Raw genomic sequence first — 24,264 nt, forward strand, 5'->3', positions numbered from 1 at the left:
TACCAATTAATAATGCCTATCGCTCTCTGTTAAGCCTTCTAAAAACCATCCCCGAATATCGCAGAATTAAATATAATACCAGTTTCATTAATTAAGTGATCAATTTTATACGAAGTAAAAAAAAGTCAAATACAAGGCATTTATTTTCATAACTAGTTGCTCTAATTATAAAATTAATAACGCAGTAGTTGATTGTTTTAGCCAGTAGAAATGCTCACATAGTTAGTGAGATTGGTATAAAGCACGAACTCAAAAATACTTGCTATTGCCCTAGCGCTACTCCTTCTCTTCTTGGATCAGCACCACCAATTAACTTCCCATTTTTCAATTCAATAGCATGAACACCACTATTTAAATCGCGAACGCTAACCTTATGGCCCATTTGCTCTAACGTGGTTACATATTTAACTAACTTACTACCTTGCTCTATGGCTGTAGCACCATTGCGATTAGTAATTTTAGGTAAATTAATCGCTTGTTGAGGATTAAGTTGCCAATCTAAAACACCTAGGATGGTTTCTGCAACATAATTAATAATGCGACTTCCTCCTGGAGAGCCAACGACAAGTTTTAAACTATTATCAGCATTAAACACCATCATTGGTGCCATTGAACTTCGTGGGCGTTTATTTGCTTCAACGCGGTTAGCTACCCACTTGCCATTGCGTTTAGGTGATAACGCAAAGTCAGTTAATTGATTATTTAAAATAAACCCTTCTACCATAACAGCTGAGCCAAATGCCATTTCAATACTCGTTGTCATGGAAATAGCATTACCCTGTTGATCAACTATAGAAAAGTGGCTAGTTGAAGGTAGATCAAAGCTGTCGTTATTAGCATAAGCAAGTGGCGTAGCAAATTGTCCTGCTTGAACCTTATCAATCACTTTATCTGGTGATATTAATTGCGATCGTGTTGCTAAATAATCTTTGTTAAGTAACTGGTCTGTCGGTACTTGTACAAAGTCACTATCGGCAAGGTACATCTCTCTATCGGCAAAGGCTAGACGAGAGCTTTGCGTAAATAAATTTAATGTTTGAGGATCTAAAAATTCTCGCTCATTCAGCTTAAATGGTGCCAGCATTGAAAGCATTTGAATAACTGCGATACCACCAGAGCTTGGGGGCCCCATACCGCATATTTTATAAGTTTGATACGGCCCACATACGGCTGCTCGTTCTTTTGCTTCATAAGTAGCTAGGTCGTTAAGCGATAATACACCTGGTGCTACTGGGCTATTATTAACCGCTGCAACTATCTTTTCAGCGATCCAACCTTGATAAAATGGTGTTGTGCCACTTTTCGCTATACTCTTATAAACGTTAGCTAAAGCGTGATTTTTTAATAAAGCACCTGCCTTAATCACTTCACCATCAGGAAAAAAATAATTGTGAATTGATGGCATAAGAGTCACGCCTGGGTTTAATTGCATCGACAGCAGCTTTTCAAGTCGTGGAGAAACAATAAAACCTTCTTCTGCGAGTTTAATTGCATCGCTAAACAACACCGACCAAGGGAGCTTACCATATTGTAAATGTGCTTTTTTAAGTGCGGCCAATACACCAGGCACCCCTACGGAGCGTCCACCTACTATTGCTTTTACCCAAGGAACAGACTTGCCATTGTTATCTAAAAAGAGTTCACTGGTCGCTTTTTCTGGCGCTGTTTCTCTGCCGTCAAACGTTGATAACGCTTGTGTTTTTTTATCCCAATGTAAAATAAAGGCACCGCCACCAATACCTGAAGACTGCGGTTCAACTAGGGTTAATACTAATTGCACTGCTATCGCGGCATCAATAGCACTACCTCCTTGTTTTAAAATATTAAAACCGGCTTCACTTGCATAAGGGTTTGCAGCTACAACCATAAATTTATCTGCAACTACGGCCTGTTTAGCCGTAATAGATACCGTTGCTTCTGGCTCTCTTATTTCTTGTGCATGCAAACTGGTCGCTGTACAAAAGAAACTTAAAATTGATAGTGCTATAAACATTTTTCTATTCATTTGGTATTTCCATTGAACTATTATTAGATGTTGTTGGTACGAAACGCTGTTGAAACAGATTAAAAGCCACAAAGTTATCTAACAGCGGCTTGTAGCGCTCATTACCGTTTTCGAGAGTTGTCAGCGCATAACAACAGGCCTCCAGTGTTGACAGCCCACCAAGTTTTGTTGTTTTTCTAATCTGATACTTACCTTTGTAAATATCGGGTAATACCCAGTGTGGCATTTGATGTAAAAATGTATTTAACTGATAGATACGATAGGCTTTTTTCCACGTACCGTCGAGTAATATTAAACAACGAATTCCTTTTAAACATGAAGAATTTTCGTTATTAGCAAGTACTTGAGCAAACTCACTTGGATAAAGTAACGCCACACTATTGGAATATTTCGCGATTAACTGCTGTAGTGATTCATTGGTATCAAAGTTTTCCCCCGTAAAAACATGGCACTTTGCTAAAGAACCAGCAAGCAAAGGAACGGTAGCTTTACTTTGTTTTACTTCACTTGGGTGTTGTAAAATAATGATCTCAATCTCATTTTTTATTGAGATCATAAATTTGCAGATACAACTTACTTCGGGCTTCGAACATAGGTTACAATAATTACGAGACATTTCTTTAATCGCCAATTTATCACCAAAAAACAATGCTAATGCGCACTAGAATCTCTTCTACAGCTAATCATACCACTTGGGATAAAGTACTTTATATTAACTTTTTACTTTTATGACACCATGATGATCACATTTAAAAAATTACCAACAAAAAGCACACATATCATCGGTCCTTTAGTCATTATGTTGCTAGCCGCTCTTGCTTTCATTTTTAATCATGAATTAAGTCATAGTTTTAATTTTAATCGTGAATTAATTACACAGGATCATTGGTGGCTATTTATCACCGGCCATTTATTTCATACAAACGATATGCATTTAGTATTAAATTGTGCCGCTGTTTTTCTGCTGTGGGCGTTACACGGACAGTTTTTTACATGGCAAAGCTATTTAACTATTTGGTTACTTCTTGCATTAGGCACTAGCATAGGGCTCTATATTTTCTCACCCGAAATTATTAGCTATGTGGGTTTGTCTGGTATTTTACATGGCTTATTTGTTATTGGTGCATATAAAGATATACAAGTACATGAAAAAACAGGCTATGTATTAATAGTTGCAGTGTTAGTTAAAGTAGCTTACGAACAAGTTTATGGCGCAAGTGAAGAAGTAATACAACTTATTGAAGCTAATGTGGCAATAGATGCGCATTTATACGGCGTAATTTGTGGTTTCTTAGTAGCTATTACTTTATATTTGGTAAGTAAAAAGCAGCAATAATATCGCTGCTTTATCAGTAATACCAATCTCACTAATTATGTGATCATTTCTACTGGTTAAAACAATCAACTACTGCGTTATTTATTTTATAATTAGAACAACTAGTTATGAAAATAAATGCCTTGTATTTGACTGTTTTCACTGCGTATAAAATAGGTCACTTAATTAATGAAACTGGTATAAAATTAAAACAAACTTTTATTTATAACGTTGATTCAAATAACTTATAAATTCGACGGTATTCATTTAACCAAGAGCTTGGCTGTACAAAGCCATGCGGTTCAACTGGATAAATAGCGGTTTCAAAGTCTTGCTTTTCTAATTCAATTAAACGTTGTACAAGTCTTACTGTGTCTTGAAAAAACACATTGTCATCTACCATTGGCGCATTAATTAATAATGGTTTTTCAAGCCCTTCAGCAAAGTATATTGGAGAGCTACGCTCATAAGCTATCGCATCATCTTCTGGTGTATTTAAAATATTGGATGTATACCCATGGTTATAATAAGCCCAGTCTGACACTAACCGTAAAGCAGAGCCCGACTGAAATAGATCAGGTGCTGTAAACATCGACATCAGTGTTAAAAACCCACCATATGATCCACCATAAGTACCTATACGGTTGCGATCTACGTTGGCATTTTCAACTAACCAGTTTACCCCATCTCTCATATCTTCAACTTCAGGTTTACCCATATGACGATAGATTGCTGTTCTCCAGTCACGTCCGTAGCCTGCTGAAGCTCTGTAGTCCATATCTATCACTACATAGCCTTGTTGCACCAACATACTATGGAACATAAATTCCCTAAAGTATCCAGACCAACCTAAGTGAGCATTTTGTAAATACCCAGCACCATGGGTAAACATAACTGCTTTATTTTTACTTGAGGTTTGATCATAGTTTTTAGGCAAGTAAACGCGTGAATATATCGGTTCTTTTTGATTAGTAGACGGGATTGCGATAACACTTGGCGAAGCCCATGGCATTGCTAAAAACTGCTCTGAAACTGTATGTGTAATACGTTTTGCAGGTGAATCGTTTGTTAAATCTTTAACATATAATTCTGGTGGCATAGTAACGGTTGAGTGTTCTATCAATAATTTGCTTTCATCAGGACTCAACGCATAGTCATTATTACCGCCAAGCGCAGTTAATGCGGTAAAATTGCTGCCATCTGCATTAACTTGATAAATATCATAAATACCAGGGTGAGATTTATTTGCTCTAAAAATAAAACGATCTTTATTGTTAGTTAGCGTAACGTTATTAACCTCAAACTTTCCTGAAGTTAATTGTTTCGCTTTGCCTTTTAACGACTTAGTATATAAGTGTGAATACCCTGTTTCTTCAGATAAGTAATACAACTTATCTTCAATCCAGCCAAATTCATTGAAACTCCAGTTTATCCATGCATTATCATGTAAACGATGTTGATTTTCTAAGGTATTGTTGAGTAGATTAACTGATGTAAGCCAACGATCTTTATTATCCCAAGCTTCTAATAATAACGCGACCTGCTTACCACTTTTATGCCACTTAATAGGCGAATTCGCTCTCATTACATGAATATTACGAGGTGATTTTTTTGATTGGTAAGTTTTCCCTTCTCGCTGAAAATTTTCTTTTCGTACTGAAGCTAAAACGTCTTGATCAAAACCGGGTAAAGTATCAAATGCTAATTCAAATTTTTGCCCTGACGTTAAGTCAAGTAAATACAATTGTTCTTTGTATTGAGTATTATTGGCAACACGAGCACGTACTTTTTCTGCATCTACTTTACCATTATCAGTTACATAATTAGGCATTATATCACTATCATCTCTTGATGATTTTTGATCAGCAATACTGACAATCATTTTATCTGCATGTGGCGATAAACTCGCATGGGTAATTCTCTTACCTTTACCAAAATAAAATTCTGTTTGGGTAATGCTATTGTTTTGCGCTTTTAATCGATCACTTTGTTGCGTTTTTAGTGCTTCATTCTTTTGCTGAAGAGCAATATAGCCAATTAATTTTGTTTGTTCACCCGCTAAATATGACACTTTATTATCAGCGTTTTTAGGATCGTTAGCAGTAAGTAAACTAGCTAATTCAACTATACGATTGTTAGTTAAATCATGTTCAAAAAACTTATCTTTAACACGGTAGGCAACATTACCATTTGCTAAAAACATCACTGAACTTTCGTAAGCTGTTGTATGTGTAAGCTGTGTAACGACTCCTGTTACTAAGTGTTTAAGAAATACATTACCTTGGTATGTATAAACCTCCTGAGTACCTGTATCATTTTTAACTGCATTTCGATCAGAAGCTTGATGGAGTTTATCTAGTGCCACTTTATCTGACGATTTAGCCGAAATCGACTGATGATATAACTCTCTCAGCGGTGTACCTTTCTGTTTCTGAGAATAGTAAATGCTTTGACTATCATCTCCCCAATACCAGCGCTCAGGAGAACGCCCCATCCAATCAGGATCTGACATGATTTGCTCTAGCGTTATTTTGATATCAGAAAGATGAGTTGCTGATACTGGCGTAATTTCTTTGCTAACCTCAACTGTGGCAATTTCTTTACTTCTAATTGGAGTCGGTTCACTAACGATAGAAGAGCTACTTGAGTTATTTAAAACTGACTCGGGGGTTTGTTCACCTGATTCAGTAACTACACAAGCCGCCAAGGATAAACTAATGGCAGCGACAATTATTTTTATTTTCATAAGTTAAACTTTACATTTCAATAAATTTTAGATGGCTCTATTTATACTAAGCTGTCGAGCATTAGGCAACCAACAAGTTAAAATCAGTGGATAAATGTTGTAACAATTTTCAAATAAAAAATTGAACTAAAGCGGTTTGGCAGGAAAATACGACAAAAATAAGTCTATAATTTTAGTTGGTGAATAAATTCAAAAAAAAACGAGCACCTTTAGGTGCTCGTTATCAGTAACTAATCTTCTTCAACTAACGTCATTAATGAAGTATTACCGCCAGATGCCGTTGTATCAATACTGATAGTTTTCTCAGTTAACAAACGCTGAATCAAATTATCAAAATATTCTGAACTGATCACAGGCAATATTGCTCCTTCGCGTTCAGCCAATTTTTCACTGATATAATGCTTTCTATCACATAAACTATCAACAACAACACCCGATAACGCAGGATGCGCCAACATTGCAGATAAGTGATGTAGTCGTGCCACTTGGAACACATTTTTATCTGCCCCAGTTGCAATAAACTTCTCTCTAAATGCAATAGCCTCTTCATAGAACAGATCAGAAACAACTGAGGTTACCGTATTACCCGTTGCTAATGCGGTTACAACAGAAAGAGTCCAAAAATGGAAACTTACGTCTTTATCAGCGAAACAAATTATATTGCCACGGTTTTCAAGATAAAGAATATTAGATTCCCCCGTTGGCCCTGGCAAAATTGTTGGCTTTTTCAAATGTTTTTCAATGCTAATTAATTGCTCACGAGCAGCCTTTAAAGTGCGATTTAAATCGTCGGCTAAATCATCAACAATACCAACATGGGCAATTTTTGCTAATAATTGGCGAACATAAGAAATCCGATCATTTAACTCAGTTAAGCGCCAACCTTTTTCAGCAGCACTTGCTCTTTCCATAAACAAATTAGCTTCTGAACTAGCTTTATCATCTCCCTCTAACGCTTCTGCTTGAGATGGTAAAACATTAAATTGATCTTCATCTGGAGTCGCTTTTTCTTTAACTAAACGTGTAAGATAATTAGGTCCGCCAGCTTTTGGCCCTGTACCTGACAAGCCACGTCCACCAAAAGGTTGTACACCAACAATTGCACCGATCATGTTACGGTTAATATAAACATTACCCGCTCTTGAAAGCTTAGCTAGTTCAAAACCACGATAGTTAATTCGCGTATGAATCCCCATTGTTAAGCCAAAACCTGTGCCATTTATTTTATCTATAACACTCTCAATTTCACTGCCTTTAAAGCGAATTACATGTACGCATGGGCCAAATACTTCTCGTTTTAAAACGCTTATATCACTTATTTCATAAAGACGAGGTGCAAAGAAATAGTGCCCATTGTCTGATACTTCATCTGATATTTCACATTGATACAACAGTTGCCCGTTAGATTTCATATACTCGCTATGAGCGTTAAGTGCATCAAGTGCTTTTTGATCAATTACCGGACCAATATCAGTACTAAGTTGAGAAGGGTCACCTACATGCAATTCAGCTAAAGCACCTTTAAGCATATTAATCACGCCATCAGCAATGTCTTCTTGTAAAAATAATACACGAAGTGCTGAACAACGTTGACCTGCCGATTGAAACCCTGAAGAGATAACATCGTCAACAACTTGCTCAGCTAAAGCAGTAGAGTCTACTATCATACAATTTTGACCACCGGTTTCAGCGATCAAAGGTACTTGGTCTCCACCACGTTCAGCTAACGTTTGTGAAATTCTGGTGCCTGTTTCGGTAGAACCAGTAAACATTACCGTTTGAATACGGTTATCAGGAATTATAACCTTCCCAACTTCACTACCACGAGCAATTACCGCTTGTACAACACCATCGGGCAATCCAACTGATTTCATTAACTCAATTGTGTACAAAGCAATTAAACTAGTTTGCTCAGCAGGTTTAGCTAACACTGTATTACCCGTTGCTATTGCTGCGGCAACTTGACCTAAGAATATCGCTAACGGGAAGTTCCAAGGACTAATACACAGTATTACACCACGAGGTTCTAAACGTTCATCTTCTGCTAGCTCAATTGCTCGCTCTGCATAATAACGACAAAAATCAACCGCTTCTCTTACTTCGTCAATACCATCTTGGGTTATTTTTCCTGCTTCTTTGATACATATAGCGATAAGCTCATCCATATGTTCTTCAAGTTTATCAGCAACGCGACATAGTAACTCAGCGCGCTCTGCCACAGGCGTTTTTGACCAAGTCTCAAAAGCGCTTTCAGCGGTATCAATCATGGCAAGCATTTCATCTGTATTACTATGGTGTTGAAAACCAATAATTTCGCTATGATTTGCTGGGTTTAAGACTGGATTAGCACCTTCGGGCACTTCATTATTATTCAGTAAGTTATCAGAAAACCATTGTTCTAATGACGCTTTTAATGGCGTAATTTCATTAATATCAGTTAAATCAATACCTATAGAGTTATCTCGACCTTTGCCATTTTTATCGTGATATAACGCAATTGGTTTAATTATCTGATTATTATATCTATCTTTTAAGCGCTGTGTTTTTTCAACAGGATCTTCTAGTAATGACTCAACCGGTTGTGTTTCATCAACAATAGCATTTACAAATGAAGAGTTAGCGCCATTTTCAAGTAACCTACGTACTAAATATGCAAGTAAATCTTCATGCTGACCAACAGGTGCGTAAATTCGACATTGAATATGTTCACCGCTAACAATTTGATCATATAAAGAATCACCCATGCCATGTAAGCATTGAAACTCAAACCCTTCTTTATCATCACCAGCAAGCTCTACAATAGTCGCTGCCGTGTAAGCATTATGAGTAGCAAACTGTGGATAGATACTATCTCTGTAATCTAAAAGCTTGTTAGCACACGCGTGATAAGAAACATCAGTAGATGATTTACGTGTGAAAACTGGAAAGTGCTGATGTCCGTCTTTTTGGGTATTTTTAATTTCTGTATCCCAATAAGCACCTTTTACTAATCGCACCATCATTTTTCGGTCAACACGTAGCGTTAATTCGCGTAACCATTCAACAACCCATAGCGCACGTTTTTGATAGGCTTGTAATGCAATACCAAAACCATCCCAACCTGCTAATTCATTATCACTAAATACCGCTTCTATAATATCAAGAGAAATATCTAATCTCTCAGACTCTTCGGCATCAACGGTTAAACCAATATTATAGCTTTTAGCTTGTAGACAAAGCGCTTTCAGTTTCGGAACAATTTCCGCCATGACGCGGGCCTTGTTGGTAAATTCATAGCGAGGATGAATAGCAGAAAGTTTAACTGAAATGCCAGGTACTCGACGAGGGTCGTTTTTCCCCGATTTCAGTGAAATTTCACCAATAGTGTCAATCGCATCTCGATATGATTTTAAATAGCGATCTGCATCAGCCATGGTGCGTGCACCTTCACCAAGCATGTCATACGAATATACATAACCATTCTGTTCTTTAGTGGCAGCGCGTTCAGTGGCGGCAGCGATTGTTTCACCCATAACAAACTGTTTGCCCATAATTTTCATGGCATAGTTCATTGATTTACGTATAACAGGTTCACCTAAACGACCAATAGTTTTCTTCAGTAAACCAAAACTATCTTGTTTGCGCTTATCAGCGTAATTAACCATAGATCCTGTAATTAAAAGCCCCCAAGAAGAAGCATTAACAAATAAAGAATCACTGCTGCCTAAATGGTAGCTCCATTGGCCTTGAGAGATTTTGTCACGAATTAATTCGTCTTGGGTTTTCTTATCTGGTACACGTAACAAAGCTTCAGCCAAACACATCAATACAACACCTTCTTCGCTTGAAAGTGAGTATTCATTTAATAAAGCATCTATAGCGCCATTACCTTCTTGGTCTTCGCGAATTTGCATTACCATTTTACGAGCTCTTTCCCAAGCTCTACTTCTCGCACTAACATTAACTTCTGCTACAGGCAGAATATAATCAACCGCTGCATTTTCATCAATACGATAAAATTCACGGATCTTCTGACGAATTGGACAGTCAGTGGTTAACGAACCATTAAAAAGCATGTGCTTGCCCTCAAAATTACTAGATAGCGTCTGGTGCTATTTGGGTAGATTTCTATAAGATTAAAAAAGCGCATATTAAAGTATTCACCACCAAATATGCTACTTAAAATTCATTTATATCCGTTAAAAATACTGATGAATTACAATTTAACCGCAGATTAAACTTTACGTTATTTAACCATTCAACAAAAGTCAAAATAACCAACTAATATCACATCCTATCAAGGGCTTGTTATCCATCATTTTCCCCATCAAAATCAAGTTGGCATTGCAGTGCATGTTTTCATGAATAATAACGCTAACGCTATCACAATAGTCTGAGTGGTTATACCTTTGTAATGACTGATTAACTCAACCAATTAAACTTTTCTTTACCACTTAAAACCTATGGGTGTAAGTTAATACAAAACCAAACCTTACGATTAAAATGAAAGTTCAACAGACCAAACAATAATGATACACCCAAGCCACCTCAAAATGCAGAATTCGCATCTTGGGGTGGTTTGGGTATATAATTACCCTTTGTTTTTAAATTGAGTCTAACGTGTCTAAATCATCACAATACACAACCGCTGGGAAGAACTTATTTTCCTACCCGCTTTACTGGGCGGAGTGTTTCGGAACTGCGCCATTTTTACCTATGTCTCGTGAAGAAATGGATGTATTGGGTTGGGATAGTTGCGATATTATTTTAGTTACAGGCGATGCTTATATCGACCATCCAAGTTTTGGCATGGCAATAATAGGTCGCATGCTTGAAGCGCAAGGCTTTCGGGTTGGTATTATTGCCCAACCAAACTGGCACTCAAAAGATGACTTTATGAAGTTAGGTGAGCCTAATTTATTTTTTGGGGTAACTGCTGGCAACATGGACTCCATGATCAACCGTTATACCGCTGAGCGCAGAATGCGACATGATGATGCTTATACGCCAAACGATGAAGGTGGAAAACGACCGGATCGCGCAGTAACAGTGTACACTCAGCGTTGTAAAGAAGCCTATAAAAACATCCCTGTTATTATTGGTGGAATTGAAGCAAGCTTACGCCGTATAGCACATTATGATTATTGGTCTGATAAAGTGCGTCGCTCTGTATTATTTGATGCAAAAGCAGACCTTTTAATTTATGGAAATGCAGAAAGACCTTTAATTGAAATTGCACATAGAATAGCTAATGGTGACGATGTAAAAACGATCACTGACGTAAGAGGTAGTGCGTTTATAACTAAACAAGCGCTGCCTGGCTGGCATGGTATCGACTCTAGAAGTATTGATAAACCAGGAAAAATAGAACCTATCCCTAGCCCTTATCAAGATATGACAGCTAATTGCAGCGACGAAAAAAGTGCAATAGATGACACTGCTGATATAACTGTTACGCCACAGTCAGTCAGCATGGTTGACTTTAGCGCAACTAAATTACAAAACAAATCTTGGGCGGATAAGAAAAAGCCTTGGCTAACCACTTATATTAACTTGCCCACCTATGAGCAAGTAAAAGATAACAAAGTGCTTTATGCTCATGCATCACGAATATTTCACCAAGAAGTAAACCCTACGTCGGCCAAACCTTTAGTGCAAAAGCATGGAGATCGAATTATTTGGTTAAACCCGCCAGCAAAGCCACTGTCTGAAAGTGAAATGGATGGTGTTTTTGGCCTACCCTACCAACGAGTGCCACACCCTTCATACGGTGATGCTAAAATACCCGCTTACGATATGATTAAAACTTCAATTAATATTATGCGTGGTTGTTTTGGAGGTTGTACCTTTTGCTCTATCACCGAGCATGAAGGACGTATCATTCAAAGTAGAAGTGAAGATTCTATTATTCAAGAAATTGAAGATATTCAAGCAAAAGTACCAGGGTTTACTGGTGTAATATCAGATTTAGGCGGCCCTACCGCCAATATGTATAAACTTAATTGTAAAAGTGAAAAAGCAGAAGCTACTTGTCGCAAACCTTCATGTGTATGGCCTACAATTTGTGGCCATTTAGACACAGATCATACCCCAACAATTAATCTCTACCGACGAGCGAGAAAAATTAAAGGTATTAAAAAAATATTAATTGCTTCAGGTGTTCGATACGACTTAGCTATTGAAAATCCAGAGTATATTAAAGAGCTGGCAAGCCACCATGTCGGTGGATACCTAAAAATAGCACCAGAACATACTGAAGAAGGCCCTCTTAATAGTATGATGAAACCGGGCATGGGGAGCTATAATAAATTTAAGGAAATGTTTGAGCACTATTCAAAGTTAGCAGGTAAAAAACAATACCTAATACCTTATTTTATTTCAGCTCATCCTGGCACCACCGATAATGACATGATAAATCTTGCTTTATGGTTAAAAGACAATGACTTTAAACTTGATCAAGTACAAAACTTTTATCCATCACCTTTAGCAAGTGCTACCACCCTTTATCATACGGAAATTAACGCATTAAAGAATGTTAAGAAAACAAGTGATTCGGTAGTGGTACCCAAAGGGACAATCAAACGACGCTTGCATAAAGCAATATTACGCTATCATGATCCTGCAAATTGGCCCCTACTGCGAGAAGCATTTACTAAAATGGGACTTGCTCGAAAGCTCATTGGCACGGCTCCAGGGTGTTTAATACCGCATGAAACACATGCTGAAAAAAGCCAACAGCATTATAAAAATAATGGTAAAGGTAAAAATAATGCACTTGGTAATAAAACATCGCCAGGCCAAAAGCGTAGCTTTACCAAAAAGCCAGCAACAAACGGAAAACAAGGTTTAACCCGCTTTAGTGCTAATCAATTTAATGATCGTAAGCCAACCGCTCAACGTAAAAGTAGATAATAACGGCTAAAATCAACTGGCAAACCTAACGTAGCTAGTTCAATACGTTAAGCTCATAGATAATACTAAGCAGCACAAAAGAGTGATAATTTAAAACTATTGCTCTTCCGTTCCTTTAAGTAAATTAAAACCAAGTAGCCCTTTCTACTAGGTTTAGTTTTATCGCTTTATCGCAATCAACTTAAAGTTTGTTATTAAAGCAAGGCGTATTCAGGTATAATCGCGCGCATTATTTAGATAGCTTAGATAGGTAGGCTTTATTAATGCTCAATGCAAACAACATCACACAACAATTTGGCGCTAAGCCCTTATTTGAAAATATTTCACAAAAATTTGGTGGCGGCAACCGATATGGTTTAATAGGCGCTAATGGTTGTGGTAAATCAACCTTTATGAAGATTTTAGGCGGCGATTTAGAGCAAACAAGCGGGAATGTTAGCTTAGATCCTAATGAACGTATTGGTAAGTTACGCCAAGATCAATTCGCTTTTGAAAACTTCTCTGTAGTAGATACCGTAATAATGGGCCATACCGAGCTTTGGGCTGTTAAAGAAGAAAGAGATCGCATTTACGCATTACCTGAAATGACTGAAGAAGACGGAATGCGTGTTGGTGACTTAGAGTCTCAATATGCTGAAATGGATGGTTATACTGCTGAAAGCCGCGCGGGTGAATTATTAATGGGTGTAGGTATTCCTGTTGATCAACACTATGGTTTAATGAGTGAAGTCGCACCAGGTTGGAAATTACGTGTATTGTTAGCCCAAGCCCTATTCTCAGATCCTGATATTTTATTACTCGACGAACCCACCAACAACTTAGACATTCATACTATCCAATGGCTGGAAGAAATATTAAACGAACGTGATTCAACCATGATCATCATTTCGCATGATCGCCACTTTTTAAACAGTGTTTGTACACATATGGCTGATTTAGATTACGGAGAATTACGTGTTTTTCCAGGAAATTATGATGAGTACATGCTTGCTTCAACACAAGCTAGAGCTCAATTACTTTCTGAAAATGCAAAGAAAAAAGCACAAATCGGTGAATTACAAGCCTTTGTTGCCCGCTTCTCGGCTAATGCATCTAAAGCAAAACAAGCAACTTCTCGGGCGAAACAGATCGACAAAATTCAGTTATCAGAAGTTAAAGCATCAAGTCGTGTGAATCCGTTTATTCGTTTTGAGCAAGAAAAAAAGTTATTTCGAAATGCCTTAACACTTGAGAATATCAATAAAAATTTTGATGATAATCATATACTTAAAGATATGTCATTAATGATAGAAGTGGGTGAACGTGTCGCTGTAATTGGTGAAAATGGTATTGGTAAAACAACATTTTTACGCATGCTAATGAATGAAGTTGGCTATCAGCCAACCTCAGGTGAATTTACCTGGTCTGAGAATGTTAATATTGGCTATTATGCTCAAGACCATGCCCATGAGTTCGAAAATGATATGACTTTATTCGAATGGATGAGTCAATGGCGCCAGCCTACAGACGACGAGCAAGCTGTACGTGGGTATTTAGGCCGCTTATTATTTTCTGCTGACGATATTTCTAAATCAGTTAAAGTATTATCTGGTGGCGAACAAGGTCGTATGCTTTTTGGCAAGATAATGATGCAACGCCCTAACATTTTAGTGATGGATGAGCCTACAAACCACATGGATATGGAGTCAATTGAATCGCTAAACATGGCAATGGAGCAATTCGAAGGTACAATAATATTTGTCAGCCATGACAGAGAGTTTGTTTCGAGCTTAGCGACGCGCATTATTGAACTAGAAAAAGACGGCTATCAAGATTTCGATGGTAACTATGATGCTTATTTAGCATCAAAGATTAGTTAAGCTTAACTAACCTGAGCTCGGGATAATGGATGTGCGCAAAAATCTTAGTTTTGGTGTATTTAGCTTATCCCTAATTCAGGTTAACTAATACCAGTTTCATTAATTAAGTGATCTATTTTATACGCAGTAGTTGACTGTTTTAGCCAGTAGAAATGATCACATAGTTAGTGAGATTGGTATAACATTACTTTAACGAAATTACGCCTGATATTTTTCAGGCGTTATTAATTTGTAACAATCAAACTAATTGGTAAATTTGTTTATTATTAAAGTTGTTGTGAGAGATAACACTTAATAATGACTATTACAGGGGTAAATATTAAATGTTAAGTTATCGTCATGCTTTTCATGCAGGAAACTTTGCTGATGTGCTAAAGCATAGCGTTTTAACACTAGTGCTTGAACATGTGACTAAAAAAGAAAAAGGATTTACCTATATAGACACTCATTCTGGCGCAGGTATGTATCAGCTTGCTGATGAATATGCCCAAAAAACAGGCGAATATAAAAACGGTATTAATAAGCTATTCAGTAATAGTGATTTACCCGAAGCACTTGTTCCATATATCGATATTATTAACGAGTTAAATAAGCAACTAGGTACAGAGCAACTTTCGTTATACCCTGGCTCTCCAGGTATTGCTAAAAAGTTTTCTCGTCGGCAAGATAGTACCCACTTATTTGAATTGCACCCAACTGATGTTCAACACTTAACTGATTTTTGTCAGCGGTGGAATAAATCACATATTAAACAACTTGATGGTTATCAAGGGCTTCTAAGTTTATTGCCACCGCCAAACCGACGTGCTGTCGTATTAATGGATCCTCCGTACGAACTTAAAGAGGACTACACCAAAGCTGTTAAAACGTTAATAAAAGCGTATCGAAAGTTTGCAACTGGCACCTATATTCTTTGGTATCCAGTCGTAAAACGAGAATTAGTAAATCAAATGCAAAATGCATTTACCACGAGCGAAATAAAAAACCTACTTCAAGTGGAGTTTTGCTTAACAGCAGATACTAATGAATATGGCATGACAGGAACGGGCTTATTTATTATTAATCCACCATGGCAATTAAATACTCAACTGTCTGAAATAATGCCTTACTTACAAAGTAAATTGGGAAATTCAAGCTCAAGTTTTAATTTAGTGCAGCTAATCGAGGAATAATAGCTAATCCAAACTAAGGTAGAAAAGCTAAGTTAAGTTGATTTTACTTCTAATTAAATTTTTAAGAAACGAAAACACTAGCCTACCTGTTCGTCAGATTGAAAGTTTTCGATAGCATTTTCTATCACTTTAACAGCAACCTCCATTCCATCGACTGTCCATTGGTTGTTGAACTCGTTGAATAGCACTCGTGCAATTAAGGACTTGGTTGAGCCATCACTATAACTTACCACCATATTACAAATATGATTATGTACTTGTTGATAGTCTGGTATAACCACATGTACTGGTGTAATGTACTGCCCTGTTGATGTTTCGCGTTTATACCATTCTTTTTCTATTATATTAAACATCCTTGCCACTGTTTTACTTCCATTTAAATAATATAGGTAATCTAAATATAGCACTTATACCAATTAAAAAAATAATAAATCCCTCTTAATTATTATTGCTAGAGGTAATTAGCGCCATTATCGCTTCAATATCATATTTAGCTGCAAATTTTTGAGAAAAGGCTAAGTAGGTATATGAAGGCTTGTTGTCTACAGAGATATAGATAAAGTCATTCTTCATCTGTAATTTTTCCATTACCGAAGAAGCAATACTTCTTTTAGTCGCTACAAAATCAACCCTTCCAGCCGCTAACATCTGTATAGCCGACTCAACAGAATTAACTTCAAAGACAGTTAATTCTCCATTGGCAATTAAGTTATCTATTTCATTACCCATCACCATTGAACGAGCTTTAGCAATAGCTTTCCCTTTGAGTAAAGACGTTATTGATGTGTAGTTTGACTGTTTGCTTTTATGCTGAATTAACACTGAGCTTTCTAGATTGATCAGCGGCAATTGAGGAAAAACTAAAAACTGTGCTCGATCAATATTTTTTATCGTTGGCATTAACGCATTATGTTGATTGTTTTTAACTTGAACCATTGCTCTAGCCCATGTCATCACATCAATTGATACATTAATTCCTGTTTTGTCAGCAAACTGATTTAACTGCTCAACTAGTGTGCCTGTTAACTCTTTATTTGTGTCATAAAATATAAGTGGTGGAATTTCAGGTGCAGCTACTGAGATGTGAGTTGGAAGTCGCTCAGCGCTCTCAACTCCCATACTTACAATAATAAAAAATATAATAAAACATTTTAACATCATGTTGTAACTGTTAATCAACTTCTTCGTTAGTATCTTTATCAATTAAATTTGGATCAAGCTTTTGCTTACGCCTCATAACTGGCAGGTCTCCGGCATCTTGAGTAAATACAACCTTTCGCATAGGCTTTTTCTGTTGATTCTTAGCTTTTGCTTTAATCTTCTTAGTATTGCTAACAGTTGCTTTTTTTGTTTTACTTTCTTGCGCTTTTATCCCTGAAAATTTCGCTTTTAAACCTTCAACATCACTAAAGTCAAAATTCATTTGTAAAAAGCTTTCTATATTTTTAAAGCTAGTCCAATCTTTTGGCCCTACCAAAGAAATAGAATCACCTTTATTGCCGGCCCTGCCTGTGCGGCCAATACGATGAACAAACTCTTCACAGTGTTTAGGTAAGTCAAAATTTATAACATGTGAAACGTTAACTAAATCTAAACCTCTAGAAGCTAAATCAGTAGTAACCAATATTTTATGTTGTCCCTTACTAAAACTCTCCATTATTTGATTTCTTTGGCTTTGGTTTAAGTCGCCACTTAACGCAACAGTACTTAAACCTTTCTTGGATAAGTCGTTAGCTAAACGTTCTGTGTCAGATCGTGTAGCGGTAAAAATTATCATTTGCTGGTATTTTTCATCTGTTAAGAAGTGATGTAATAAAGCCTCTTTATGTTCAAGATCATCAGCAAAATAAAAACGTTTAGTGATATCCTTATGCTCCGTGTGTGCCGCGCCTATTGCAATGCGTTTAGGCTTGGTTAATAGCTCTAATGCAAAATCATTTACTTGTGCATGGTCTAAGGTTGCAGAAAATAACAATGTTTGGCGTTTACGATGATCAGCAGCTTTATTAATTAAGCTAAGTTCTTTAGCAAAGCCTAAATCTAACATTCTGTCAGCTTCATCAAGAATTAAAAGCTCAAGGCCATGTAAATAAAAGTGCCCCTGCTTTAAGTGATCTGTTAATCGGCCTGGCGTAGCTACAATAAAATGTGGATCTTTCTCTAGTGTTTTCACCTGATCGTTAAAGTTTTCACCACCTAATATTAATACTGCTTTAAATTGTGTGCCTGCAGTAAATAAACGTAGTTGAGTAAAAACTTGTTTAGCAAGCTCCCGAGTAGGCGTTAAAATAACAACCCGAGGATCCCGCTTAGTAAGTGCTCTATTTTTAATTAGCCTTTGCATAGCAGGCAAAATAAAAGCAAGTGTTTTACCTGAGCCTGTTTTTGAAGATGCAATTAAATCTTGGCCTGTCATAGCAACAGGTATAGCTTGATGTTGAATATCGGTAGGGGCTTGAAACCCTAAATGTTCTACCGTTGATAATAAGCGTTTATCTAAACCAAAATCGCTAAATAGCAAAAGCGTTCTCCTAGGTGATGTATTATTAAAAATATCAATTATATTATAACTGTTTAGCCAGTTAATTGATCGAACAATTTAACAATATAATCGAAAAACTTACTCTGTAGCGTAAATGAGTATATTTATACTGCATATACCCAAACCACCTCAAGATGCGAGTTTCAGTTGGAATTAGAAGCGATTTAGGCAAGGCATTGATTGTAAGTAATAGTGGTTCTATTATTAAAATGAATAACGCAGTATAAATAGCTTTTAAACCAACCTTTTAGGCGTCTCACAGGCACTTACTCTCATCGTTGTTACTTCTTAAAAGGGACTGCCATTTTTGCAAAGTAACGCCTTGATATTAAGTACCTGTGAAACGCTGAATTCTGCATCTTGAGGTGGCTTGGGTATATACCCAAACCACCTCAAGATGCGAGTTTCAGTTGGAATTAGAAGCGATTTAGGCAAGGCATTGATTGTAAGTAATAGTGGTTCTATTATTAAAATGAATAACGCAGTATAAATCACCTTAAAAACAACACCTTATACTCTACTACAAACCAAAAGTTCACCCAAACCCTAGTACATATGCATTTTATGATATTGAGTAAAAAGTTTGTTTGTATGAGAAAGCTGCTCTGTGTATTCAGTTGTTTGCTTTTCAAACTTAAAATTGTGATCTTGCGATCACATTATTATACTGTTTGATATAATTTAAAAATAATCAAAATAAAAATGGCTAAGGGAACTTCATGTTAAGCAAAAACACCACTAAACGCATTACAGTTATTGTGTTATCACTATCCTTATTCGCTCTTAAGTCGAGTGCTGAAACAGCAGCTACTATTGAGCTATTACCGGGTGCTCAAGTATTTGCACAATATCAAGATAAAAAACCTTTTGTTGCCAATTTTTTTACTGAGCAGAGTGAACAAGAAATTATAGATTTTTATCAAAGTAACTATGGTGAAATCACTAGTCAAACACGAATTAAAGGTCAGCTTGTACTTAAATTCTCATCTGAAAGCGATAATATACGTATTATAGTTTCTCGACAAAGTAATAAGCATCAAGTAGATATCTTAATTAATTAACTAACTCACATAAACAAAGGCTACACCAATTCAGGTAGTAGCCTTTTTTTTGCTGAGTTAACAGCAACTTTGCTAGGGTTGTTCCATTCGAACAACTACACGTCTATTTTTTGCGCGACCTAAAACAGTATCGTTTGAAGCAATATGTCGTCTCTCACCGTAGCCTTTAGCTGCAATACGGTTTGGATCAATGCCACTAGCAATAAAGTACTCTTTGATTTTATCTGCGCGCTTTTTAGAAATTGTTTGGTTTAAACTTCGCCCACCAAAGCTATCGGTAAAAGCGTCAATTAGTACAAGTTCCAATTCAGCATCTAAAGCTAAATACTCAGTTATCATCGCTATACGCTTACGTGATGCTTTTGTTAGCTCATCGCTATTAAATTGATAATTAAGTACCGTATAAGCAATATCATCAAAATTATAGTTTAATAAGTTACCAACGCAGCCAACAAAGTTCTGATACGCTTTTTTAAAGCGAGCACTTGATAGACCAACTGATATTTTATCGTTATTGCTATACCAGTCATCATAATAAAATGTTGGGCTCATACCCTGCTCAAGCTCATTTAACATGGTCCAAGCAACTTTCTTAGGTAAGTCAGGGGAGAATTGTTTATGTAATTTCATGTCCGCGATAGTGTATCCTGATTGTCCGGGTTTCCACTTAGGTGCAACTGAACGCACCTCGGCTAATGAATAATTATCGGGTAAACGTAACATATCCAACTCAAACTCCATGTTTAAGTCTCTACTAGCACGGCTATAAAATTTAGCGAGGCCATAGTTAGGAATTTGATGAGCTAATGTGCACTCCAGACGAGAATTATTTGTTAACTGCCACTTTGAGCTGTCTAGATCAGCTTGATACTGCCTAATGCTCGCATTAGCAGTAGTGACAATAAACGACAATGTAAGAATCGATAAGGTTTTATACATAACAATCTTTCTAGTTAGTTAGCTACATTAATGATATCGACTTAAATTAGAATTTCTTTAATAAAAAATATCATATCTCTCTTTTATCATAACTTTTTAGACAACAAATGAGTTTTCGTTGATACTTTCTGCGATAATACCACCAATTTTATTTATTATCTTGGTATAGTGTTTTATATAGTATGACTGAAATTTGCTCAAACTCTAGTAATCCCCATGTATTTTCTAACCGTTTTAGAGGTTACTTCCCTGTTGTTGTTGATGTTGAAACCGCAGGCTTTAACGCTAAAACCGATGCCTTGCTTGAAATTGCTGCTACTACGTTAGCTTTTGACAGTGAAACTGGATTGTTCTCTTTAGACGAAACCATTCATTTTAACATTCATCCATTTGAAGGCGCTAATTTAGAGAAAGCTGCTTTAGAGTTTACTGGGATAGACCCAACAAACCCGCTTCGTGGAGCAGTAGATGAAGAAGTGGCACTTAAAGCAATATTTAAGTTAATTCGCAAAAAGATGAAAGCCGCTGATTGCCAAAGAGCCATAATGGTTGCTCATAACGCTTCTTTTGATCTAGGCTTTGTTAATGCGGCCGTTGAACGCTGTGCTATTAAACGTTCACCATTTCACCCTTTTGTTAGCTTTGATACCACCACCTTGTCTGGCTTAGCGCTGGGACAAACAGTGCTTGCAAAAGCGTGTATTGCAGCGAATATAACATTCGATAATAACGAAGCACACTGCGCCCTTTACGACACCGAGAAAACAGCAGAGCTCTTTTGTTATATCACCAATAAATGGCAACAATTAGGTGGCTGGCCAATTGAAGAGTCAAACCCTGAAAATACAGAAGATAGCTAGTTAACCTGAGCCCTGGATAACGGATGTACGAACAACACAGATAAAGCTCTATTTTTCAATCACTTACAATATAACAATCGTATTACTTATGTAGTTATATATCAATGTTATAAGTGTTGAGTGAATCAAGGCAAGTTTGCGTACCTAATAGCGAGCTATTAGTAGCAAATTAACGGTTTTTTAGTTCCAGACAAAAACCAAGTACCTACGTCCATGCAGGCAACGCAGATACGCGCAAAAATCGTGACATTGACGTACTTAGCTTATCCAGAACTCAGGTTAGTTAAGTTAGCGTTGGTTAAACACTAACATTATAAGTTGTGTATAAAGCTCAAACCCTACTAAAATAGCGCTTTAGGTCTACATCTATTATTATGTCTAAATAATAGAATTCTTAAAGCGACTACCCCTAAAGTAAATGCAGCGAACTGTATATATGCATTTTTAGTGAGCATCAACGTAAAAATAGCAATAGCACCAAATACGTAGGGCTTGTATTCATAAATTAGCTCGGGGATAGCGTGTTTAATTGATTCAATTTGCTTATCTAAGCGGCGATGAGATGAGCGAGTGACTAGGGTTACACAACCTGCTGTATAAAACAGTGCTGCAGAAAAAATTAACACTAAACTATTATCTAAAGATAATAAGTAACCACTCATAAAAAAATAAATATAAGGCAAACTTTCATAAATTGGTTTAGCTAATTTCATAAGCGTCCTTTCAATATAAACACTGTTATTTAAGTGTAGATCAAAATTAACTTATTACTAGTGCTTTTACACTTTCAGTTTACGGCGCTATCGCGTTAAAGACAAATAGTGTTCGGACATTTAATATAAAGTATGCTTATTTCCCAAGGCAATAAAAAAGCCGCTTTCGCGGCTTTTACAGAAACTTATTAGCTAAGTATTATAACTTGTCAGCATTATCCGTAAGGTAAGAAGCAACACCTTCTGGTGACGCTGTCATGCCTTTGTCGCCTTTGTTCCAACCAGCAGGACATACTTCGCCGTGCTCTTGGTGGAATTGTAGTGCGTCAACCATACGTAACATTTCGTCAACATTACGACCTAACGGTAAATCGTTTACTACTTGATGACGAACATTACCTTCTTCATCAATTAAGAATGAACCACGAAATGCAACACCCGCTTCTGGATGTTCAACATCATACGCTTTACAAATTTCATGTTTCACATCAGCAACTAAAGTGTATTGAACTGGACCAATACCCCCTTCATTTACTGGAGTATTACGCCATGCATTATGTGAAAACTGAGAGTCAATAGAAACACCAATAACTTCTACACCGCGGTTTTTGAACTCTTCAATACGGTGGTCAAATGCCAGCAATTCTGAAGGGCAAACAAACGTAAAATCTAACGGATAGAAAAACAATACTGCTTTTTTACCTTTGATAGCTTCTGATAGTGTAAAACTATCTACAATTTCACCACTACCTAACACTGCTGCTGCTGTAAAATCAGGTGCTTGACGACCAACTAATACACTCATTTTATTCTCCAAATATTTTAACTGAGTACTCGAATAACATCTCATAGATATTGAGACGACCTTTTAATTTTCAAGGATAAAATAAAAAATTATTCTTCAGAATCTACTTTTGCTGCAGCTTCTTTAATTAATTCTTGTAATTCACCTTTTTGATACATTTCCATAATGATATCGCAGCCACCAACTAACTCTCCTTCAACCCATAATTGGGGAAAAGTCGGCCACTGTGCATATTTTGGTAGTTCAGCACGAATATCAGGGTTTTGTAATATATCAACGAAAGCAAATTTTTCACCGCACGACATTAACGCCTGTGACGCTTGTGAAGAAAAACCACAGCTAGGTAGTTTGGGTGAGCCCTTCATATATAATAAAATATTGTTTTGCGTTATCTGTTCTTTAATACGTTCAATCGTATCTTGTTCCATAGTCAGCCCCTATATTTAAGCTAGAATGCACATTATCTGCATTACATTGAATTTTAATCTATATTGCATTGAATAATGGGTACGATGACCCCATTATTCAATGCAATAGGGACTAATATTTAAAAATAACTCGGTTAAAGCTTTTTAGCCTTGATAATTGCACTAGTAATACCTATATATTTGAGTAAACTATATGAAGATTTGTAATACTTGAGTATTTTACTCGGTTTTTAATAAAAACAAACTACTTCTTAATTTTTAGGCTCAAAAATTTATATCTAATCAATTCCTGGAGAATATAATGGCGATTACATTACCTGCTTTACCTTATGCGCAAGACGCACTAGCACCTCATATTTCAGCTGAAACTTTAGAATATCATTACGGTAAGCACCATAACACTTATGTAGTAAAACTTAATGGTTTAATCGAAGGTACTGAGTTTGATGGCAAGTCTTTAGAAGATATCGTTAAAACATCTTCAGGTGGCGTTTTCAATAACGCGGCTCAAATTTGGAACCACACTTTCTACTGGAATAGCCTTAGCCCTAACGGTGGCGGTGAACCAACTGGCGCATTAGCTGATGCGATTAATGCTAGCTTTGGTTCTTTTGCTGAATTTAAAGCAAAATTCACTGACAGTGCAATTAACAACTTCGGCTCTAGCTGGACTTGGTTAGTAAAGAATGCTGACGGTAGCTTAGCAATTGTTAATACATCAAATGCAGCAACACCATTAACAGATGACGGGGTTACACCTGTGATCACTGTTGATTTATGGGAGCACGCTTATTACATCGATTACCGTAACTTACGTCCGAGCTACATGGAAGCTTTCTGGGCATTAGCTAACTGGGAATTTGCTAGCGCAAACTTTTCAGCTTAATCAACTAAGTTAATAATATCGGAGTTTATAATTGGATTACTA

18 protein-coding genes are annotated in these 24,264 nt (G+C 36.7%); 7 read left to right on the top strand and 11 right to left on the bottom strand.

The features are described 5' to 3' along the window. Nucleotides 1-262: 262 nt before the first annotated feature. A complete protein-coding gene (gene ggt / locus QUD79_RS10155) occupies nt 263-2,005 on the bottom strand; it encodes a gamma-glutamyltransferase (protein ID WP_184423133.1) in 1,743 nt (580 codons plus the stop codon). Then, nucleotides 1,998-2,621: a tRNA-uridine aminocarboxypropyltransferase gene (locus tag QUD79_RS10160; RefSeq protein ID WP_184423271.1), complete on the bottom strand. Its 624-nt coding sequence runs from the start codon at nt 2,619-2,621 to the stop codon at nt 1,998-2,000. Before QUD79_RS10160 ends, ggt begins: the two co-directional genes overlap by 8 nt. 120 nt (nt 2,622-2,741) lie before the next feature. Between QUD79_RS10160 and rrtA the strand changes: the two genes are divergently transcribed. Beyond that, nucleotides 2,742-3,341: a rhombosortase gene (rrtA, locus tag QUD79_RS10165; protein ID WP_184423131.1), complete on the top strand. Its 600-nt coding sequence runs from the start codon at nt 2,742-2,744 to the stop codon at nt 3,339-3,341. 202 nt (nt 3,342-3,543) lie between these two features. On the opposite strand, the gene QUD79_RS10170 is transcribed toward rrtA, so the two are convergent. Beyond that, complete coding sequence (locus QUD79_RS10170) at nt 3,544-6,066, bottom strand: S9 family peptidase (RefSeq protein WP_184423129.1); 2,523 nt, start codon at nt 6,064-6,066, stop codon at nt 3,544-3,546. A 230-nt stretch (nt 6,067-6,296) separates the two neighbouring features. After that, complete coding sequence (gene putA, locus QUD79_RS10175) at nt 6,297-10,121, bottom strand: bifunctional proline dehydrogenase/L-glutamate gamma-semialdehyde dehydrogenase PutA (protein WP_184423127.1); 3,825 nt, start codon at nt 10,119-10,121, stop codon at nt 6,297-6,299. 640 nt (nt 10,122-10,761) lie between these two features. Between putA and QUD79_RS10180 the strand changes: the two genes are divergently transcribed. From QUD79_RS10180 to QUD79_RS10190, 3 genes are all read left to right on the top strand, one after another. Further along, nucleotides 10,762-12,957 carry a YgiQ family radical SAM protein gene (locus QUD79_RS10180; protein ID WP_221435142.1) on the top strand — a complete coding sequence of 732 codons (2,196 nt, stop codon included), beginning with the start codon at nt 10,762-10,764 and terminating at the stop codon, nt 12,955-12,957. Between the two features lie 263 nt (nt 12,958-13,220). Then, on the top strand, nt 13,221-14,816 hold the full coding sequence (locus QUD79_RS10185; RefSeq protein ID WP_184423123.1) for an ABC-F family ATPase: 1,596 nt from the start codon (nt 13,221-13,223) through the stop codon (nt 14,814-14,816). Nucleotides 14,817-15,139: 323 nt separating this feature from the next. Beyond that, nucleotides 15,140-15,988, top strand: a complete 849-nt coding sequence (locus QUD79_RS10190; RefSeq protein ID WP_184423121.1) for a 23S rRNA (adenine(2030)-N(6))-methyltransferase RlmJ — start codon at nt 15,140-15,142, stop codon at nt 15,986-15,988. Between the two features lie 77 nt (nt 15,989-16,065). Here QUD79_RS10190 and QUD79_RS10195 read toward each other — a convergent pair whose 3' ends face one another. The 3 genes from QUD79_RS10195 to QUD79_RS10205 form a co-directional block, all read right to left on the bottom strand. Continuing rightward, nucleotides 16,066-16,341 carry a hypothetical protein gene (locus QUD79_RS10195; protein ID WP_184423120.1) on the bottom strand — a complete coding sequence of 92 codons (276 nt, stop codon included), beginning with the start codon at nt 16,339-16,341 and terminating at the stop codon, nt 16,066-16,068. Nucleotides 16,342-16,426: 85 nt separating this feature from the next. Then, a complete protein-coding gene (locus QUD79_RS10200) occupies nt 16,427-17,149 on the bottom strand; it encodes a substrate-binding periplasmic protein (RefSeq protein ID WP_184423118.1) in 723 nt (240 codons plus the stop codon). A 10-nt stretch (nt 17,150-17,159) separates the two neighbouring features. After that, nucleotides 17,160-18,509: a DEAD/DEAH box helicase gene (locus QUD79_RS10205; protein WP_184423116.1), complete on the bottom strand. Its 1,350-nt coding sequence runs from the start codon at nt 18,507-18,509 to the stop codon at nt 17,160-17,162. 740 nt (nt 18,510-19,249) lie between these two features. Here QUD79_RS10205 and QUD79_RS10210 point away from each other — a divergent pair. Beyond that, nucleotides 19,250-19,591 carry a hypothetical protein gene (locus QUD79_RS10210; protein WP_184423114.1) on the top strand — a complete coding sequence of 114 codons (342 nt, stop codon included), beginning with the start codon at nt 19,250-19,252 and terminating at the stop codon, nt 19,589-19,591. Between the two features lie 72 nt (nt 19,592-19,663). Here QUD79_RS10210 and QUD79_RS10215 read toward each other — a convergent pair whose 3' ends face one another. Continuing rightward, nucleotides 19,664-20,530, bottom strand: a complete 867-nt coding sequence (locus tag QUD79_RS10215) for a flagellar protein MotY (protein WP_184423112.1) — start codon at nt 20,528-20,530, stop codon at nt 19,664-19,666. Between the two features lie 182 nt (nt 20,531-20,712). On the opposite strand from QUD79_RS10215, the gene rnt reads away from it, so the two are divergent. After that, a complete protein-coding gene (rnt, locus tag QUD79_RS10220) occupies nt 20,713-21,390 on the top strand; it encodes a ribonuclease T (protein ID WP_184423110.1) in 678 nt (225 codons plus the stop codon). 341 nt (nt 21,391-21,731) lie between these two features. Here the strand turns inward: rnt and QUD79_RS10225 are convergent, their stop codons facing one another. The 3 genes from QUD79_RS10225 to QUD79_RS10235 all read right to left on the bottom strand — a co-directional run bounded on the left by QUD79_RS10225 (nt 21,732) and on the right by QUD79_RS10235 (nt 23,336). Further along, nucleotides 21,732-22,103, bottom strand: a complete 372-nt coding sequence (locus QUD79_RS10225; RefSeq protein WP_184423109.1) for a hypothetical protein — start codon at nt 22,101-22,103, stop codon at nt 21,732-21,734. 199 nt (nt 22,104-22,302) lie between these two features. Continuing rightward, the gene (locus QUD79_RS10230) at nt 22,303-22,908 is read right to left on the bottom strand and encodes a peroxiredoxin (RefSeq protein WP_184423107.1); all 606 of its coding nucleotides are present in this window, start codon (nt 22,906-22,908) and stop codon (nt 22,303-22,305) included. 89 nt (nt 22,909-22,997) lie between these two features. Beyond that, entirely contained in the window at nt 22,998-23,336 is a 339-nt protein-coding gene (locus QUD79_RS10235) for a Grx4 family monothiol glutaredoxin (protein ID WP_184423105.1), read from the bottom strand. 301 nt (nt 23,337-23,637) lie between these two features. On the opposite strand from QUD79_RS10235, the gene sodB reads away from it, so the two are divergent. Next, nucleotides 23,638-24,222: a superoxide dismutase [Fe] gene (gene sodB / locus QUD79_RS10240; protein WP_184423104.1), complete on the top strand. Its 585-nt coding sequence runs from the start codon at nt 23,638-23,640 to the stop codon at nt 24,220-24,222. Nucleotides 24,223-24,264 lie beyond the last annotated feature (42 nt).

Source organism: Thalassotalea piscium (genome assembly GCF_030295935.1).
Classification (GTDB): domain Bacteria; phylum Pseudomonadota; class Gammaproteobacteria; order Enterobacterales; family Alteromonadaceae; genus Thalassotalea_B; species Thalassotalea_B piscium.

What these genes read in the sequence shown, in the direction of transcription:
- ggt (WP_184423133.1), bottom strand. Translation starts at nt 2,005, where the DNA reads ATGAATAGAAAAATGTTTATAGCACTATCAATTTTAAGTTTCTTTTGT.
- QUD79_RS10160 (WP_184423271.1), bottom strand. Translation starts at nt 2,621, where the DNA reads ATGTCTCGTAATTATTGTAACCTATGTTCGAAGCCCGAAGTAAGTTGT.
- rrtA (WP_184423131.1), top strand. Translation starts at nt 2,742, where the DNA reads ATGATGATCACATTTAAAAAATTACCAACAAAAAGCACACATATCATC.
- QUD79_RS10170 (WP_184423129.1), bottom strand. Translation starts at nt 6,066, where the DNA reads ATGAAAATAAAAATAATTGTCGCTGCCATTAGTTTATCCTTGGCGGCT.
- putA (WP_184423127.1), bottom strand. Translation starts at nt 10,121, where the DNA reads ATGCTTTTTAATGGTTCGTTAACCACTGACTGTCCAATTCGTCAGAAG.
- QUD79_RS10180 (WP_221435142.1), top strand. Translation starts at nt 10,762, where the DNA reads ATGTCTCGTGAAGAAATGGATGTATTGGGTTGGGATAGTTGCGATATT.
- QUD79_RS10185 (WP_184423123.1), top strand. Translation starts at nt 13,221, where the DNA reads ATGCTCAATGCAAACAACATCACACAACAATTTGGCGCTAAGCCCTTA.
- QUD79_RS10190 (WP_184423121.1), top strand. Translation starts at nt 15,140, where the DNA reads ATGTTAAGTTATCGTCATGCTTTTCATGCAGGAAACTTTGCTGATGTG.
- QUD79_RS10195 (WP_184423120.1), bottom strand. Translation starts at nt 16,341, where the DNA reads ATGTTTAATATAATAGAAAAAGAATGGTATAAACGCGAAACATCAACA.
- QUD79_RS10200 (WP_184423118.1), bottom strand. Translation starts at nt 17,149, where the DNA reads ATGATGTTAAAATGTTTTATTATATTTTTTATTATTGTAAGTATGGGA.
- QUD79_RS10210 (WP_184423114.1), top strand. Translation starts at nt 19,250, where the DNA reads ATGTTAAGCAAAAACACCACTAAACGCATTACAGTTATTGTGTTATCA.
- QUD79_RS10215 (WP_184423112.1), bottom strand. Translation starts at nt 20,530, where the DNA reads ATGTATAAAACCTTATCGATTCTTACATTGTCGTTTATTGTCACTACT.
- rnt (WP_184423110.1), top strand. Translation starts at nt 20,713, where the DNA reads ATGACTGAAATTTGCTCAAACTCTAGTAATCCCCATGTATTTTCTAAC.
- QUD79_RS10225 (WP_184423109.1), bottom strand. Translation starts at nt 22,103, where the DNA reads ATGAAATTAGCTAAACCAATTTATGAAAGTTTGCCTTATATTTATTTT.
- QUD79_RS10230 (WP_184423107.1), bottom strand. Translation starts at nt 22,908, where the DNA reads ATGAGTGTATTAGTTGGTCGTCAAGCACCTGATTTTACAGCAGCAGCA.
- QUD79_RS10235 (WP_184423105.1), bottom strand. Translation starts at nt 23,336, where the DNA reads ATGGAACAAGATACGATTGAACGTATTAAAGAACAGATAACGCAAAAC.
- sodB (WP_184423104.1), top strand. Translation starts at nt 23,638, where the DNA reads ATGGCGATTACATTACCTGCTTTACCTTATGCGCAAGACGCACTAGCA.